Annotated in this window: 16 protein-coding genes; 3 read left to right on the top strand and 13 right to left on the bottom strand. The window is 29.8% G+C overall.

From position 1 onward, the window contains the following. Window positions 1-225 precede the first annotated feature (225 nt). The 5 genes from BMY79_RS05260 to hisA all read right to left on the bottom strand — a co-directional run bounded on the left by BMY79_RS05260 (window position 226) and on the right by hisA (window position 6,891). A complete protein-coding gene (locus tag BMY79_RS05260) occupies window positions 226-2,646 on the bottom strand; it encodes a GH39 family glycosyl hydrolase (protein ID WP_074730516.1) in 2,421 nt (806 codons plus the stop codon). A gap of 170 nt (window positions 2,647-2,816) precedes the next feature. After that, window positions 2,817-4,031 (bottom strand): LL-diaminopimelate aminotransferase, encoded by a 1,215-nt coding sequence (locus BMY79_RS05255; RefSeq protein WP_074730515.1) that lies wholly within the window; start codon window positions 4,029-4,031, stop codon window positions 2,817-2,819. A gap of 82 nt (window positions 4,032-4,113) precedes the next feature. Further along, window positions 4,114-4,671: an ANTAR domain-containing response regulator gene (locus BMY79_RS05250; RefSeq protein ID WP_029067196.1), complete on the bottom strand. Its 558-nt coding sequence runs from the start codon at window positions 4,669-4,671 to the stop codon at window positions 4,114-4,116. 58 nt (window positions 4,672-4,729) lie between these two features. Then, window positions 4,730-6,061, bottom strand: coding sequence for a type I glutamate--ammonia ligase (gene glnA / locus BMY79_RS05245; protein ID WP_074730514.1), 1,332 nt, complete (start codon window positions 6,059-6,061; stop codon window positions 4,730-4,732). Between the two features lie 53 nt (window positions 6,062-6,114). Continuing rightward, window positions 6,115-6,891: a phosphoribosylformimino-5-aminoimidazole carboxamide ribotide isomerase gene (gene hisA / locus BMY79_RS05240; RefSeq protein ID WP_022749060.1), complete on the bottom strand. Its 777-nt coding sequence runs from the start codon at window positions 6,889-6,891 to the stop codon at window positions 6,115-6,117. A 433-nt stretch (window positions 6,892-7,324) separates the two neighbouring features. On the opposite strand from hisA, the gene guaB reads away from it, so the two are divergent. Further along, the gene (gene guaB / locus BMY79_RS05235; protein ID WP_022749059.1) at window positions 7,325-8,779 is read left to right on the top strand and encodes an IMP dehydrogenase; all 1,455 of its coding nucleotides are present in this window, start codon (window positions 7,325-7,327) and stop codon (window positions 8,777-8,779) included. 248 nt (window positions 8,780-9,027) lie between these two features. Continuing rightward, window positions 9,028-10,299: an HlyC/CorC family transporter gene (locus tag BMY79_RS05230; protein ID WP_022749057.1), complete on the top strand. Its 1,272-nt coding sequence runs from the start codon at window positions 9,028-9,030 to the stop codon at window positions 10,297-10,299. A 135-nt stretch (window positions 10,300-10,434) separates the two neighbouring features. Here BMY79_RS05230 and BMY79_RS05225 read toward each other — a convergent pair whose 3' ends face one another. The 8 genes from BMY79_RS05225 to BMY79_RS05195 all read right to left on the bottom strand — a co-directional run bounded on the left by BMY79_RS05225 (window position 10,435) and on the right by BMY79_RS05195 (window position 16,944). Next, window positions 10,435-12,291, bottom strand: coding sequence for a hypothetical protein (locus tag BMY79_RS05225; protein ID WP_074730513.1), 1,857 nt, complete (start codon window positions 12,289-12,291; stop codon window positions 10,435-10,437). A gap of 13 nt (window positions 12,292-12,304) precedes the next feature. Then, entirely contained in the window at window positions 12,305-12,919 is a 615-nt protein-coding gene (locus BMY79_RS05220; RefSeq protein WP_074730512.1) for a hypothetical protein, read from the bottom strand. Between the two features lie 3 nt (window positions 12,920-12,922). Then, window positions 12,923-13,411, bottom strand: a complete 489-nt coding sequence (locus BMY79_RS05215) for a hypothetical protein (protein WP_022749053.1) — start codon at window positions 13,409-13,411, stop codon at window positions 12,923-12,925. Continuing rightward, window positions 13,412-13,558, bottom strand: a complete 147-nt coding sequence (locus BMY79_RS12155; RefSeq protein ID WP_022749052.1) for a hypothetical protein — start codon at window positions 13,556-13,558, stop codon at window positions 13,412-13,414. A 272-nt stretch (window positions 13,559-13,830) separates the two neighbouring features. Beyond that, complete coding sequence (locus BMY79_RS05210; RefSeq protein WP_022749049.1) at window positions 13,831-14,193, bottom strand: hypothetical protein; 363 nt, start codon at window positions 14,191-14,193, stop codon at window positions 13,831-13,833. A 2-nt stretch (window positions 14,194-14,195) separates the two neighbouring features. Continuing rightward, entirely contained in the window at window positions 14,196-15,656 is a 1,461-nt protein-coding gene (locus BMY79_RS05205; RefSeq protein ID WP_022749048.1) for a hypothetical protein, read from the bottom strand. Window positions 15,657-15,673: 17 nt separating this feature from the next. After that, on the bottom strand, window positions 15,674-16,735 hold the full coding sequence (locus BMY79_RS05200; protein WP_074730511.1) for an ATPase, T2SS/T4P/T4SS family: 1,062 nt from the start codon (window positions 16,733-16,735) through the stop codon (window positions 15,674-15,676). Window positions 16,736-16,752: 17 nt separating this feature from the next. Beyond that, window positions 16,753-16,944, bottom strand: a complete 192-nt coding sequence (locus BMY79_RS05195; protein ID WP_022749045.1) for a hypothetical protein — start codon at window positions 16,942-16,944, stop codon at window positions 16,753-16,755. Between the two features lie 367 nt (window positions 16,945-17,311). On the opposite strand from BMY79_RS05195, the gene BMY79_RS05190 reads away from it, so the two are divergent. Further along, window positions 17,312-18,160: a substrate-binding domain-containing protein gene (locus tag BMY79_RS05190; RefSeq protein WP_074730510.1), complete on the top strand. Its 849-nt coding sequence runs from the start codon at window positions 17,312-17,314 to the stop codon at window positions 18,158-18,160. The last annotated feature ends 168 nt before the right edge of the window (window positions 18,161-18,328 follow it).

Genomic DNA, 18,328 nt, shown 5'->3' with positions numbered 1-18,328 from the left:
ATGCAATAACATCTTTGCATATATTTTGTGTTTTGATATATCTATTGCATTCCTAGGGAAATAAAAAAAGGCTATGCAACAAATATTTCTCATTTATTGCATAGCCTCTATATTCACCTTCTGTTTTTCTCTGATTCTATATTTATATTGAGTTTTACTAGCTAGTATCTTAATTTAAATTCAGTTTTAATTAAAATTAAGTTCTAATTAAAATTAAGTTCTAATTTACTCTTCAGATTCAAAAATATGAATCAAATCTATTTCATGAACCTCCATTGTAACATCTAAATCAATTGCTGTATTATCCTGATTTAATTTTTCTTTCTGTTGTGTTAAATGCGGAATACTAATTGCCTGAATATATTTTACGTCTGAACGAATAAGTCTTGTATCATATTCGAACTTTTTCCATTCTCTTAAAGCACTTCCATGCTCATTATTTAATGTTCTTCTTTTAATACAATACAGCTTGTTTGGTGTAAATCCTTCAATATGAAGCTGCAACTGAAGAGACTTATCATTATTATAGATATGAGAATCAACTACTTTCAATCCTAGATCCTCATCCTTAAATAAATAGCTATTTTTAAACCACGATTGGTTGAACGTCAAAATATATACATCACCGTTTTCTTTTCTCGTAACGATATAATTCTCCCCTTTGCAAATCAAAATATTTCCAAGTTGATTGAGAAAATCTATAGCATAAAATGCAGGTTTTCTAATTGTTCCTTTTGAGATTAAACCTACTGCTCCATTTAATATACCTACGCTATCCACGTAATTACTTATCCAATCCGAACCACCTAAAACACCTACTGCCTCGACTTTTCCTATTAGTTTAGTCATTTTGCTAGATATATATGCAGCTCTAAAACAACTATCATTTAGATAATTTCTATTAGAAAGAGTATTATTCCACTCCGTCACAATAATCTTCGTATTAGATTCCATTTTAGTTTCTTTTAAAATGTCCTTGCACTCTTTTATAATACTTAATTCATAATCACTATTTCCTGATAACATCCTATATTCGCCATTATCATTATCATAACTTTGCACATATGGAAATATAATTAAAGAAACAAAATCTAGTTTTATGTTTGCCTTAACACATTTATTTATAAAACCTAATAAATACTTTTTATCATTAATAACTGTTCCGCCAACGCCTCCTACCTCGGCATTTGGCATTTTTTGCTTAATAATATTATAAAAAATTTTAAATGCATCAAAAAAATTATAATTATCATCATCATATAAACGATTATCTGCTACATCTTTGTCATGGAAACCATTTCTAGTAAGTTCAAATTTCCACGTAGATACTTCCTCTATTCCATATCTTAATACCAAATGATTAATAAAATCAGCTATCATATGTTTCCATATTTCTTTTGATTTAAAATCGATACATTCTTCAATTAAATAAACTGAATTTCCACTTGAACGAAACGCAGTATTAGGGCGCCTACCGAAATCCAAAAATGGAGTTAGCTTGTGCGAAATTAAAAAATCAAATATTTGATCTATCAAATCATAATTATAATAACCTATTCTAGTTCCATCAGTAATCATTAGCTTTTTATCAAAAATATTCCATACTCTATAATACTTAAAATGTAACTGCTCATTTAGATAAAGTGCATGATATTGCATATTAGCATTTGCAAGCAAACTAATTGCTCCTATATTAATTATACTTTTCCATAACTTTTTATAATTACTTTGTAGTTCGGTATTTAGATTAACAAAGATTTCTTCAACGTTATTTGTCTTTGCTTTGGTGTAACCTTTTTTTTCAAGTTCTTTTTTTACATTTTCTTCATTGTAATTAAGTGTTTTATCTTCTATAGTTTTTTCACTTGAATTACTTCTATACTCAATCGGAGTCATATTTACTAATTTTTTAAATGCTCTATTAAATGAGGCCGAATTTGTAAAACCACATGATAGCGCTATTTGAGTGACATTCTGCTGGGTGTGAACTAACAAATTCATAGCATTTTTAACTCTCATTTCTAAAACAAAATCAGCAAAATACTGCCCTGTACTTTTTTTAAAAACACGCGATAAAGTGGATGGCGATACAAACATCCTCTCAGCTAAATCATTCAAACTTAATTCTTGATCAAGATTTGCCAAAATATATTGCATCATTTCTTTCATTCTCTTATCTGTTTCTTTGAAATCTAGTTTTGCTCCAATATCTTTAAATTGAAATTCCTCCACAAGAATATCTACTAGCCTTAAAAGAAGACTATCCGTATACGCTTTTGTCTGATGAGTTCTCTTGGCATATTCTTTAGTTAACTCTAAAAAAATTTCTCTTAGCCCATCGTATGATTTTTCTACATCAATGACTGAATTACAGTGAAAAATCATATTTCTTGACGAAGTAATTTGTGCGAATGTATAAGAACTAAAACTCGCATTTCCATACAATGCATTTTGGCACTCTGTTATTGCAAATGGTATTCCCGGAGAAATTAACAAAATATCGTCCTTTTGAAGCTGATACCTTTCCTCATAGTATTCAACTGTCATCGTTCCTTCTAATAAAAATAAAATATTTAGATTGGTCTGTATTTCAGTTTCTTCTACAACTGCTTTTCTTACAGTATATTCCATTCCAACATTGTCCATCTAATAATCCCCCCCTTTTTTATTTTATGCACAATAAAGGAGCTCCTTTTACGGAACTCCTTTAAATATACCATACAGATTATATCTGAGCTAGAGTTAAATATATATTTAACAAAACCCAAAACATCTAATTAATGTTTTTTTTGATAATAATATGTTTCTCAAAATTATTACAAATTTTTTATTCTTTCTAATGCTTCAATTGAATTTTCTTGTGTTCCAAATGCAGTCAATCTAAAGTATCCTTCACCACTTGGTCCAAATCCAGAACCTGGTGTTCCAACCACGTTTGCTTTTTCTAATAGGTAGTCAAAGAAATCCCAAGATGACATTTTATCTGGTGTTTTAAGCCAAATATATGGTGCGTTTACTCCACCAAATACTGTATAACCAGCATCTTTTAATCCTTCTTTTATGATTTTGGCATTTTGCATATAGTAAGCAACCTGTTCTTTTAACTGAGCTTTTCCTGCTGCAGAATATACAGCCTCTCCTGCTCTTTGAACGATATAAGGTGCTCCGTTAAATTTAGTTCCATGGCGTCTTGCCCACATATCTCTAACTGATACTCCATCTACCTTCAAATCTTTAGGTACTACTGTGAATCCTAAACGAACGCCTGTAAATCCTGCGTTTTTAGAGAAACTTCTAATCTCGATTGCACATGTTCTTGCACCTTCACATTCATAGATTGAATGTGCAACATCATCTTCACTAATATATGCTTCATAAGCTGCATCATATATAATAACTGCTTTATTTTCGTTGGCATAATCAACCCATTTCTGTAAATCAGTCTTAGTTAATGTTGTACCTGTTGGATTATTTGGTAAACATAAATAAATTACATCAGGTGTTTCTTTTGGAAACTCTGGAACAAAATTGTTTTCTGCTGTAGTAGGCATATAAATAACATTACTCCATACTTCCGTTGCTTTATCATATACTCCTGTTCTTCCTGCCATAACATTTGAATCAACGTATACTGGATAAACTGGATCACATACTGCAATTTTACAATCTGGTCCAAATAATTCTTGAATATTTCCAGAATCACTTTTTGCACCATCTGAAACAAAAATTTCATCTGCTTCAATATCACAATTTCTTGCTTTATAATCATTTTCTACGATTGCTTTTCTTAAAAATTCATATCCTAAATCTGGTGCATAACCTCTAAATGTTTCTGGATTTGCCATTTCATCAACAGCTTTATGAAGTGCTTCAATAATTGCTGGTGCTAATGGCTGTGTTACATCACCAATTCCTAAACGAATGATTTTTTTATCTGGATTTGCACTTTCAAAAGCAGCAACTTTTTTGCCAATAGTACTAAATAAGTAACTACCTGGTAATTTTAAATAATTTTCATTAACTGTAAACATTTCTTTCTCCAATCTTTTTATTTTGATTTTGTATATATTAAATGATTATTTAACTATTTTATGTATTATTTGTGTTTGTTTTCTAGCCTAACAAACTAAGTATCATTTGAGCTGTTTCTAGGAAACTAATTCCATTATCCATACTTCTTTTTTGTATGTATCTGTGAGCTTCTTCTTCTGTCATATTATTACGATTCATAAGTATCAATTTAGCATCTTCTATTTGTTTTTTCTCCTCAGGTGTTCTCTCTTTTAATTTTTTTCGTTTCTTTTTCTTTCGATTAATGGAATAATTCATCATCTCAATTGTCTCTAAAAGTTCATGCACCTTAATTGGTAAATACAGACAAACTAATCTTTGATTTTTATCCGATACTATAAATCTATCATCTACAGCCTGCGGCGAGGCTACAAGTAACATTTGAAAGTCCTGCGACATATACTCAAATATTTCTGTATATCGCATATCAACAAACTGGCTACCACATACTAATATTCCACTTTCTAAATTTCCCATGCTAGCTAATACTGCGGCTCCTGTTGTACAAACATTCTTCACACTATAACCGCTTTGTGTCAATATTCTTTTTATTTTTTGTGCATTTTTCTCATTCGGAAAAGCAACTATAATATTGTTCACAATTCTACCTCATAATTCTTTAGTTTCGTTTTTCTATTAAAAATGCTTCTGTGAAATATTATATTTTATATAGATATTGATCTATTTCCCATTGTGAAATTTGTTCTCTATATCTTGTCCATTCATCCATTTTTGCTGTAACCATTTTGGAAACTATTAAATTTCCTAGAACTTCTTTGATGTAATCATCTTTTTGTAATTCCTTGATTGCTTCAAATAAATTCTGTGGCAATTCTTCAATTTTTAATTTTTCAATATCTTCTGGTGTTAGCTCGAAAACATTACCATGCACACCTTTTGGTGGTTCGATTTTATTTTCAATTCCATCTAATCCCGCTGCAAGACATACTGCAAAAGCTAAATAAGGATTAGTTGAAGGATCTGGACATCTAAGCTCTATTCTTGTTTCCTCTTCTCTTGGGGTTGGAATTCGAATAAGTGGACTTCTATTAGTTGCTGACCACGCAATATAAATAGGTGCCTCATATCCAGGCACAAATCGTTTATATGAATTTATAAGTGGATTAGTAATTGCTGTCATTCCTTTAATGTGCTTCATTATTCCACCTATAAAATAATATGCATTTTCACTTAACTGAAGTTTACCATTCTCATCGTAAAAAATATTTTGTCCATCTTTAGTCAATGACATATTGATATGCATACCTGAACCGCTTACGCCACATTTTGGTTTTGGCATAAAACTTGCGAATAGTCCATGTCGTTTTGCAATAGTTTTTACCGCTAATTTAAATGTCATAATATTGTCAGCTGCCTCAAGTGCTTCTGTATATTTTAAATCAATTTCATGCTGAGCTGGTGCAACTTCATGATGAGATGCCTCAACTTCAAAATCCATATCCTCTAATGTTAAAACCATATCTCGTCTTGCATTTTCTCCTAAATCAACTGGGCCTAAATCAAAATATCCACCTTTTTCATGACTGATTGTTGTTGGTTGTCCATTTTCATCTTGATGAAATAGGAAAAATTCACATTCACTACCCACCTGAAATTTATAACCCATTTTATGCGCTCTTTCGAGCTGTTTCTTTAAAATATAACGACAATCACATTCAAATGGTGTTCCATCAGATTTTCTTATATCGCATATGATTCTTGCCACTTTTCCCGTTTGAGGTCTCCATGGAAAAATAACAAAAGTATCTAAATCAGGATATAAATACATATCAGACTCTTCTATTCTAACAAATCCCTCAATAGAAGATCCGTCAAACATACATTTATTATCTAATGCTTTTTCTAATTGACTAGATGTAATTGCAACATTTTTAAGTGTTCCAAAAATATCTGTAAATTGAAGTCTAATAAATTCTACGTCTTCTTCTTCAACCAATCTTATGATTTCTTCTCTAGTATATTTAGGCATTTTCATTTTCCTCTTCTTTCTTAACTTAAAAAATAATAAAGTTTTGATTTATATCAATCTTTACATATATCTAGCACTTCTTTTATTTTTAGTTTCCCACCAAAAATATCTAATGCACTACCTATTGTAATGTTTATTTTATTTTTTCCTATTTTTTTAATAAGTCTAATGTCGTCATATGAACTGATACCGCCCGCGTAGGTTGTTGGTATCTTGCCCCATTCGCTAAGAAGTTTGACAACATTTTCTTCTATTCCATCGGCTTTTCCTTCTACATCCACAGCATGAATAAGAAATTCACTACAATATTTTTCTAATTCATCTAACAATTTATGATTTAAAATTTCATCTGTGAATTTCTGCCATCTATCTGTTACAACATAGTAATTTGAATCTTTTTTTCTAACACTCAAATCTAAAACCAAATTTTCTTTTCCAACTATTGCCACTATTTCTTTTAAATTTTGATAGTTGATTTTGCCATCTTTAAAAACATAAGATGTCACAATCACTTTATCAGCCCCATTTTCAATATATTCTTTCGCATTTGAACAATCGATGCCTCCACCAATTTGAAAGCCTTTATCGTACGATTTTAGCGTTTTTATCGCTTGCTGCTTTGTTGCTTCATAATACTGGCTATCCTTATGATTCAAAAGAATAATATGCCCACCTTTTAAGCCATATTTCTTATAAAGCTTACCATAATAATCTCCATCAACCTCTGAAACATAGTTCTCTAATGCAACATCATTTACATCTGTCAAACTTCCGCCAACTATCTGTTTGACTTTACCATTATGGATATCAACGCATGGTCTAAACTCCATTTTTTATCTCCTTTAAAACGTATTAACTAAAAAAGGGCAAAAAAGTACCACGATGTGCGACTTCTTTGTCCCTTAATTGTTTAAATTCATATTGCGTTTTCTTTTTGCTGATTAGTATACAATAACTATTTTAAAATATCAAGGGATTTACAAATAAAAATTATTTATAATTTTTATTCAAAAATTTCATAAACAATCTTGACATCCAACAAGAATTTTGCTATATTTTTTCCAATATGAACCGAATTCTCAGAAACAATACTGCTCCAAATTAGTGAATTCTAGTATATTTCTAGTTGTTTCTATTAATTTTTCATACAATTCAGGGTTTTTTCTGAGCAATTCACAGCAGTGTTTATCATTCCCCATGATAAACATTTATTATTTTTTCGTATAAATAAACATTTGTATTAAGAAAGTGAGGATTTTATAAATGGGTACTATTATCGGCGATGGAATTACATTTGATGACGTGTTATTAGTTCCTCAATATTCGGAGGTTACACCTAACTTAGTTGATTTAAGAACACATCTTACAAAGAAAATCGTTTTAAATATTCCTATGATGAGTGCGGCGATGGACACCGTAACTGAATCAAAAATGGCTATTGCCATGGCAAGACAAGGTGGTATCGGAATCATCCACAAAAATATGTCTATTGAGGCACAGGCTGATGAGGTTGACAAAGTAAAACGTTCAGAAAACGGCGTAATTACTGATCCATTTTACCTTTCTCCAAATCATACATTAAGAGATGCAGATGACTTAATGGCTAAATTCCGTATTTCTGGTGTACCTATTACAGAAGATGGTAAATTAGTTGGTATTATCACTAACCGTGATTTAAAATTCCAGACAGATTACACACAAAAAATCAGTGAATGTATGACATCTGAAAACTTAGTTACTGCTAAAGAAGGAATAACTATCGAAGCAGCAAAAGAAATTTTAGCTAAAGCTAAAAAAGAAAAATTACCAATCGTTGATGATAATTTCAACTTAAAAGGTTTAATTACTATTAAAGATATTGAAAAACAAATTAAATATCCTAACTCTGCCAAAGATGAACAGGGACGTCTTCTTTGTGGTGCTGGTGTAGGTATTACAGCTAACATGATGGAAAGAGTTGAAGCTCTTGTTAACGCTCATGTTGACGTAATCGTTGTTGACTCAGCTCACGGCCATTCTAAGAACATCATTGAAGCAGTTAAGAAAATCAAAAACACATATCCAGATTTACAGGTTATCGCTGGTAACATTGCTACTGGTGCTGCTGCTAAAGCTTTAATCGAAGCTGGTGCTGATGCAGTTAAAGTTGGTATTGGACCTGGATCAATCTGTACAACTCGTGTAGTTGCTGGTATTGGTGTTCCTCAAATCACTGCTATCATGGACGTTTACAAAACAACTAAAGAATACGGTATTCCATGTATCGCAGATGGTGGAATCAAATTCTCTGGTGATATGACAAAAGCTCTTGCAGCTGGTGCTAACGTATGTATGATGGGATCTATGTTTGCTGGTTGTGATGAGGCTCCTGGCGAATTCGAAATATTCCAAGGTAGAAAATACAAAGTTTACCGTGGTATGGGATCTATCGCAGCTATGGAAAACGGTAGTAAAGATCGTTACTTCCAGACAAATGCTAAGAAACTTGTTCCTGAAGGTGTTGAAGGACGTGTTGCTTACAAAGGAAGCATCGAAGATACTATCTTCCAATTAGTTGGTGGTATTCGTTCAGGTATGGGTTACTGCGGTTGCCCAACAATCGAAGACTTAAAAGAGAAAGGTCAGTTTGTAAAAATTACTTCAGCTTCATTAAAAGAAAGTCATCCACATGACATTCACATTACTAAAGAAGCTCCTAACTATACAACTGAGGCTTAATATCTGACTTACTATTATTAATTTATAAATCAAGACTTTATAAGTGGCTAATATTATCCGATTAAAAGGATAGTATTAGCCTCTTTTATTAGACAATATTATCAAATATGTGTATAATAAAAGTATTACTTATGTATAAATTTGCTTACGTTTAAATTTACTTACGTTTAAATTTACGTTTGAATTTACGTTTGAATTTACGTTTGGATTTACTTATGTAAAATATTTCTTAATGAGGTGAAATTTTTTTGGATAATAGCGACATAGGAAAACTAATCATTTTAATTATATTATTGATACTTTCCGCCTTTTTTTCATCGGCCGAGACTGCGCTTACAACCGTTAGCAAAATAAAGTTACGAACTTTAGCCGAAAATAAAGATAAACGAGCTTCTTTAGTTCTTAAAATAACAGACGATAGCTCTAAAATGTTGTCTGCGATTTTGATAGGTAACAACATTGTTAATTTATCAGCATCTTCTCTTTCAACATCCCTTGCAATCAAATATTTTGGAAATTATGCAGCTGGAATAGTAACAGGTATTCTAACTCTTGTTATTTTAATTTTTGGTGAAATAACTCCTAAAACTCTTGCAACTATACAGTCTGAAAAATATTCTTTTAGATACGCAAGGGTTATTAGTATGTTAATGTTCATATTTACACCTTTTATTTTTGTATTAAATAGCCTATCAAAACTAGTGCTATTTCTTCTTCGAATCGATCCTGACAAACTTAGTCAAACAATTTCTGAGGAAGAAATTAGAACTATTGTTGACGTTGGACAAGAAAACGGGGTTATTGAGCACGAAGAACGTGATATAATTCATAACTTATTTGATTTTGGAGACGCTAATGCCAAGGAAGTAATGGTTCCACGAATAGATATGGTTTTCGTTTCAATCGACTCATCATATGATGATATTATTGAAATTTTCAAAGACAATAAATTCACTAGACTTCCAGTTTATGAAGATACTACAGATAACGTCGTTGGAACAATTAATATCAAGGATTTACTCCTATGTAGAAATGAATCTAATTTTACTATTGATTCTATTTTACGTAAACCTTATTTTACTTTTGAATCAAAAAATACAGCTGATTTATTTATCGAGATGCGAAAAAATTCAATTTCAATGGCTATTGTACTTGATGAATATGGCTCAACTGCAGGGCTCATCACATTAGAAGACTTACTCGAAGAAATCGTTGGTGAAATTCGTGATGAATATGACTTTGACGAAGAAGACGATATTACACAAATTTCTGACCGTGAATTTCTAGTACTCGGCTCAGCTAATATTGATGATGTTTCTAACACTTTGAAAATACATCTTGAATCAGATGATTATGATACAATTGGTGGTTATTGTCTTGGTTTACTTGATCACTTGCCAGTAAAAAATGAAATTGTAATTAACGATGATAACGTTCTTTTAAAAATCAATCAGGTTGATAAAAATCGAATTGAACGAGTTTATATCAAATTGCCTTCTGAAGAGATAAAAGACTCATAATTAATACTTAAGCATAGTAGTTTGTATTTTAATTACAATTTACTATGCTTTTTTTTATTTGTTTTTGTAGTTATTTTTTCATTTTTTTACATTTGTTTTTGTAGTTATTTTTTCATTTGTTTTTTCATTTATTTTTTACTCTAATTCATTTTGATAATTCTTATTTTTCCAAACCGAATATTTGAATAATGTATTTTTATACTTTTTATCGTAAAATCTAATTTTACCGACAGCATCTTTACCGTATAACGGTTTAATATCTGTAATATGGATATTTATTTCTTTTTCAATGAGTTTGCCATGTTGATCTTTAACGCAAATGATTTCTGATATATCTGCTTTATCTTTTAAATTTATAAATTCTTCCTCACTATAATTTATTAGCTTTAGAAAATTCTTTGAATTTAAACCATATTGGATATTTCCATCTTCTCTATCTTTTGCGCTAATTTTTGATGCAATTTCTCTTTCTGATATTATTCCATTTTGAGCATCTTCTAGACTATAATACAAATCTTTTGCGCTTATTGTCGGCCAATAATTCCACGTAGCATAAAGCATTATAACTGCGTTATTTTCATGCAGACATCCCGCCTTAGTCGCTAACTCTTTTACAGACACTGTTTGTTTTTCTTTGTACTCCGGGAAAAGTATTTTTTTATCTTGGCTCCATCCTAGATAAGTTGAATCTTCAATTGGTTTATCAAATTCATTGTTACTAGTTGTAATTTTTTCAGAATATTTTGCTCTTACATCATCTATATGCCCTTTAAAAGCGCCGTTTCCATCGTATCGGATTACGTATGTATTTTCCTCCCAAACCGCATAAAGATCGATTTTTGGTGACTTCGATAATAGCCAATCTTTATTTAACTTATCATCCATTCCATATGCTTTTTGTTCATCCGGCTTAAATGCCCAACCAACTTGATGAAATCCATCTTTTATCCAATTTTTATCATTCCATCTATCCAGATTTATCGCTACATCATTGTCACCATACGTAAATACTTCCGTATGAATTACCGTATCGTTTATACTTTCATTCCTATGAAAAACAATCCTAGTTTGCTTACGTTTCGTTGTTGCTCGGTAGGTAATATTGGTAATTGCTTTACATTTAAAGTTTTCTGAATTAATACTTGTATTTAAAAATGCTTGATTTTGTGCCGCTACAACCTTCCATCCTGTAAAATCGAATCCATTTTTTATACTTTTAGAAATATTTACATTCGTTCCGTACAAATAATTTCCACTTCCAGAAACACTTGCTATTCCCTCATCACCTTCTACATTTATTCTAATCATTAAACCATCAATATTTTTATTGAAGTAAGTTTTTAATTTTTCCTTAGTTGCACTACGCCAAGGTGCAGCGTTTGCTATTCCGTTATGATCTGTGTAAAAATGTCCTATATCTCTAGTACAACCATTGTCATTCATATCAGAAAGTAATACGCCATTTTGCTTTAAAGATACGCAAGCATCAAGTGTAAAATTTGCCTGGCCCCTATTCATAGCTTCTCTTGCTTGAGGTGACATTCTACTTCGCAAAACACTTAATTTTATAGAATATAAATTATATTCAACTCCATTTGAAGAAACTTCAGATACTCTTTGCATATATGATCCACCAAGCTTAAAATAAATTTCTTCTCTCTTAGCCCCTGTGGCATCATTGTACCATACATTTACCTTCCATCCGATAGTTGAATATCTTATACCCTGTGAAACCGCCGCTGTACCTTCTGTTCCATATAATATGTCCCCATCGTCAGAAAATCTATCCAACATGTGATTTGCATCGTTTAAAGGATTACCTGGCACATTTGGATTTTCTTGTGGTACAAATTTTACTGAACTACCAAATTGTTCCACAAAGCTTTTAGCATCATAATTTGCGGCTTTAACATCTAATGATAAATATTTTATTGCACCTATAAATAATACGCAACAAAATATTATTTTTTTTAAATTCATAATATTTTTCATACTCTTTAATCTCTTATTTTTCTAAATCTAATAAATAGATATTATTTTCTGGCATTTCATTAGATATTCTAATGATTTCACCTTGTTTTATAAGTATCTTGGATTTAACTGTTTCATTTGTCGCTTTATCTTCTTCTAGAAAAGCATCTAAATCAAATTTAGGAACCACATAAGTACTTCCTACTTTTAACCTAACTTTTTTATATATTTTATCTTTCACATAGAAAATCAAATTTCTATATTGATTTTTTTCTTTAAGTTTTATATCTTCTTTATCAAAAATAATTATTTTCTTTATTTTGATATTTTTGATTTTCCCTGAAAAAATTCGATATTTATCCTGAATTTCTGCAATTATTAGCCCTTTAGCTAGATTATATTTAGATATATTTATTTTTAGTTCATCTTTTTCTTTTATAAAATCTAATCGATTTTCTATTTCTTTTTTTAATTTTTCGCTACTTACATTTGATGAACCATAATGTTTTTTTAAATGTTCATACATAACATCTGAGGTAATGTTTTCTATATGATTTTTTCTGGCATTTATGTTGTAAAGGGTAAGACATATTGCAACTACGTATACCACTATAAGTGCAGAAAAAATACCAATTACTACATTTTTCATCGTTTACCTTTCTAATACTGATTGAACTGGGAGTAAAATTTTAGAGACCGTTTTTTTATTATATGAATCCTTACTTTGTAAAATAAAAACATATTCACCGGCCTTCGAAAAATAAATTAATTTTCCTTGAATTAAAATATTATTGTCTTTTGTTTCTTCTTGATAAGCATTTATAATTTTTATATCAAGCTTATTTCCGTCTTGATCTTTTGCAATAAAAAGCTCATCTATTTTATATTGCTTTTTTTCATAGAGTTTTATTTTATTTGTATATTTGATTATTGGCCTTTGTCGTTGCATGAATTTTTCAAATTTTTGATTACCTTGTTCATCTTGATGTACCTTAGTTTTTTTAATTTTCTCTTGCATAAATTCCTTTGTAACAGCTGAAATTGATTTATTTTGAAATTTGCCACAAAATAAGCCTATGCAACAAAGAGCCACTATCACAACTATTAAAACTGATGCATATTGATTTAATATTTCTTTCATCTACATTCCTCTTTTCACAAAAAATTCTATACATTTTATAAAAGGGGAACTTGACTGCACAAATAAAAAATTAAAACTTGCTAAGAAAGTCACCGCTCCAATAGTCGCTACTATAATTTGACCATATTCTTCTATTATTTTCTTCATTTTTCCACTCACATTTTTCTATTCTAAGTTGTTGTTTACCTTTTTTAGTCCTTTTTCTACTTGATTTAAGATGCAGTCCATCCTGATTTTAGTTGTTTTTCTATCTGTTTTTAGTAATTGTTCTTATTATATTTACAACGGTAATACTGCAACAATTTTACTTAATGCAGCTAATACACCTCCTCCTAAAATCATAATAATTACTGAACCACCATATTCTTCAATCATTTCTTTCATAAATTTACCTCATGTTTTTTTATAGAGATTTTATACTATCTTGCATATCCTTCAATTTTATATTCCTGATTTAGTTGCCAAAAGGCAATATTTATTGGAAATTTAAGTTCGACTTTTGCCACTTTGGCTTCATCTAGATCTTTGTTTTCTAATTTTATTTTTTCTAAATCCTCATAAAAAACTTTAGTTGAAACAGTATATCCTTTTTTCTTAGCATCATTGACACATTGCGTAATAACTTGATTATTAAAATCACTGTTTTCAATTTCATTTATTATACTTGCGTGTTCATTTTGAGCATTCATTACTTCTAGAAAAACGGATATGATTGACACTGACGTGGCCACTAAAAACATTATTAAAAATACGCCTAAAAATGATTTAACTACCTGTCCCATACTTAGCCTCCAATTCGAGTTGATGTCAAAAATGTAACCATAAATACTGCCATGTCAACAACTAATTTTAATGAAGCTGATAATACTGGCGCTAAAAATAATAAATACAACTTAGAATTTAAATCACTAAATCTTATTTTTTCGGTTTTATTTAACATCTTTTGATTTTTTTCTATAATTTTTTTGATTTGTTCATCCGCACTTGCCCCATCTCCGTTTGATAAACTATATAACATACTCATTGCAGTTTTGATTTCTGCAATATCAAACTCTGCCAAAAAATCATGATACGGTTTTGGTGATTCCGGACTCATCTCGATTTTATCAATCAAAATTTCAACTTCTTCGCGTAAAATTCCTGGAATATTTTCTTTGGATTTTTTCAATGCCATTTGTACATTTTCGTTTTGTAATAATAAAACCAAATCCATTAACCATATTGGAAAAGCTCTTTTTATCTCTTTTATCAATACATTTTTTTGAATTCGTCTTCCTACCAATTCTTGATTATAACCAAAAATCGATAATAAAAACATTACAACACCAAGCCACTGATTTTTTAAAATAAATGCTACAACTGCTAAAATTAAAAATAAAGATCCTATAATAACTGACACCAAACTTATTCGATTGGTTTTGTTTTTTTTGTATTCATTAATTTTTTTAATATAATATTCATCATTATTTAGTATATCTAATTTAAGCCAATCAATACTTAGAAATTTTTGTGCTTTTTTTATAATTAATAAGTCTATTAAAAATACCAGCACACTTAACGCTTGAACCACGACGCTTTTGCTAATGTCTACATTTGCCGTAGGAATATACAATACCATGCTACAAATTAGAAGTGACGTTATTACTGACATAACAACTTCTTTGAATTTTCTTGTATTATCTTGAATCATTTCATTTATACGATATTCCCACATACTTTTTTTATTTAACAACAATTCTATTGGCTTATCTATTTTTCCACCATTTTTTTCTACGTTAAGCATAAAATCATGTACATCTTTAAGCTGATTAGACTCATATTCTTTTTCAATTATTTTAAGTGCACCTTCCATAACATTGCTACTATCAAACGTACTTGTCAAATGATTATTTGCTTTTTGAATTGTTTTTTTCATTTTTCCATCATTAAACGAATCATAGACTGCATTTAAAGAATCTTTTATTTTACCGTTTTGTTCGAAACTATAAAGTATAGTCTCTATATATCTTGCAACGTCTTCAAATCGATTTCTTTCATTTTTCATCTTATGATGTTCTACAATATATCCATAAAGCATGGGAATAATCATTAAAATCATTATTCCCATAAATGGCAACTGAAGCTTTAATAAAAGATGTAATAAAAAAATCAACGAAAACGCAACTATATAACTGGTATAAAAGCATTTTTTACTAATACTTTGATTTATACCTTTTAGTTTATTTTGAATTTTTTTATAAAACATAATAGCTCCTTTTATTCTTATATTTTTTTACAGCTAAATGGATTATTTACATTATATTTTTCTAATTTTTGAATTATAGTTCTTGGAAAGAATTTACTAATCTGATCCTTTGAAAAGTCAAATAATAATTCTCCATTTTTTACCACCATAATTATACTATTTACTCCATTTTCTCTTGTAAAAAAACATACCTGATCTATATATCTATATATTTTGTCACCTATATTTTTTTGGCGTATTAGAATCCCAACGTCTAAAGCTTGATACACATCATTTTCTAAACGATCAGCATCAACTCTATTTTCTAGCATGTTTAAAATTCTATCCGGAATATTTCTAACATCTGAAGTATGTAAAGTTGTCATTCCACGAACCCCAGTTGACCAACTTTCTAGCAAATATTTTACTTCTTTAGATCTTGCTTCCGATAACATAATCCACTTAGGATTAAGGCGAAGCGATGCTTTTAATGCGTCTGAATATGTAAATTTATTAAAATCTACTTTTAGCTCTACACAATCTTTTTGTGGATTTGTCTTCGAATATCTTAATTCTAAAGTATCCTCAATAGTTATTACTCTTTCATTTTCTGGAATAAAATTAGAAAAAAATTTTAAGCACTCCGTCTTACCTACTCCAGGCTCACCCGCAAATAAAAAATTCATTTTACTATCAACACAATTAATTAAAAGAGACAAAATTTCTTTAGTACAATATTTTTTTTCAAGAATGTCCTTTATATTAAGCCTGATAATCGGAGGAGTTTTTCTGATGCATATTGTTCTCCCTTGACGTGAAACTGATTCGTGAATAATTGTAACTCTTAGATCTGGTGTTTCGGCTTCTAACTCCGGATTTGCTTTATTGAATTGTCGACTAACTGCATTAGCTATTCTTTGCGTAAACTGCTCTATAAATTGACTATTAATATAACGACTTACATAATTTTCATCCGCTAAAAAACGGCGATTGTATACATCTGTTAACCACACTTGACTTCCGTTATAATCTATATCTGTTATTTTTTCGTCTTCGATATATCTCCATAATGGTCCAAAATATTCTTGTCCAAACTTCATATAATAACCTACCTACATTACATCAATTTACAATTAATTCCTGCATTATGATTTGCATTATCTACAAAACTATTAATAATTCTGATAAACGCCTGACCTATAACGCTATTGTTACCCTGACCTACAACAAAAATAATAACTGCAATAACTGATAAAATTGCAACAACTGTAATTAATACACCACCATATTGTTCAAATATTTCTTTCATGGTAATCTCCTTTTTTATTATGATTTTTTTTGAATTTTTTTATTGTTGTTTATCTGCTTTATATTTTTTTACTTCATAAATTATAGTTTATCTTGTTTATGCTATTTATAATGTTCATAAACTACAACTTATATACTTTTTAATGTTAATATATTATGTCAATTTCGTAATAAATGTGAATAAGTTACGATTTGTAACATTGAAAAATTAGAATTGTCGCGACAACGAAAATATTATCATAAAATAAAACTTTTGTAAAGAAAAATTTAATTTTATTATTATTTTATTTTTATTTGCTCTGTATATATTTATAAATTTTTCCGATAAAATTAGATGAATACTTATGTATGTAAAAAGGAGAGGACATATGTCAAAGTATAAAATACCAAACACAATTGGTTTTATTGTTTCAAGCATAGATAGTAGCTATAGAGATTCGTTAGTTGATTCGATATGCAATAAATTTTATGACCGTGGCTATAAAGTTTTAATGGGTATGACTAGTCATAATCTTGATCGTGAACGCGAACTGTTTAAGATTTTTTCAGAATTAGTAGACTGTATTCTTGTTATTTCTAATGCTGAAAAATTCGAACAGATTGAGGATGTTGTTCCTTCAAATATTCCAGTTTTATTTTTGATTAATAAGCCTGAAGGTACAACAAAAAGTGCTATTTTAGAAAATGATTACAGCGCCTTTTATCAGGCCGTTGTTTCGTATAGTGCTTCCCACCATCATAAAATTGCATTTGTTTGTTCAAATATTAAGGTATCATCTTCGAAAGAAGTTTTAAAAGCATACGTTGATTCTTTAAATTCTTCGCAGATTCCGTATGATGACAACCTTATCTATGATGTAATGGATAATCCTGAATTTGATACCGGAAGCATGGTTTCTGATATGTTATGCAAAGGATGTGGCGCTATTATTTGTACTACACCAAACATAACGAACCGTTTCCTTGACTACTTGCTTTTTAATTCACAAAAGAATATTAATCATCCAATATCCGTTTACGGTTATGGTAATCAGGTTAATAATTTAGTTACACAACTTAACATTAACGTTGTCGTGCATCCTCACAACCAAATTGTAACATTGGCTGTTGAACAAGCACTTTATTTGATAAAACATCCTAACCAAAAAAACTATAGAGATTTCTTGGTAAAAGGAAAACTAAAAATGTATACCTACGATGGTATAAATAATACTTAATTTTTAACTTTGTTTTCAATAATATGTTTCATGCATATTATTAAATATAATCCATCTATTAATCTTTAATGCAAAACAAGGGGCCAAATCGGCCCCTTGTTTATTTATTTTATAAGAATTGTAATGTATTATCGCATTTTTATTACTTTCTCTTATAAGTCGTTATTC

It is taken from the genome of Lachnobacterium bovis (assembly GCF_900111325.1).
Classification (GTDB): domain Bacteria; phylum Bacillota; class Clostridia; order Lachnospirales; family Lachnospiraceae; genus Roseburia; species Roseburia bovis_A.
The sequence above is the reverse complement of the archived record's forward strand: the minus strand, read 5'-3'. Positions and strand labels throughout refer to the sequence as shown.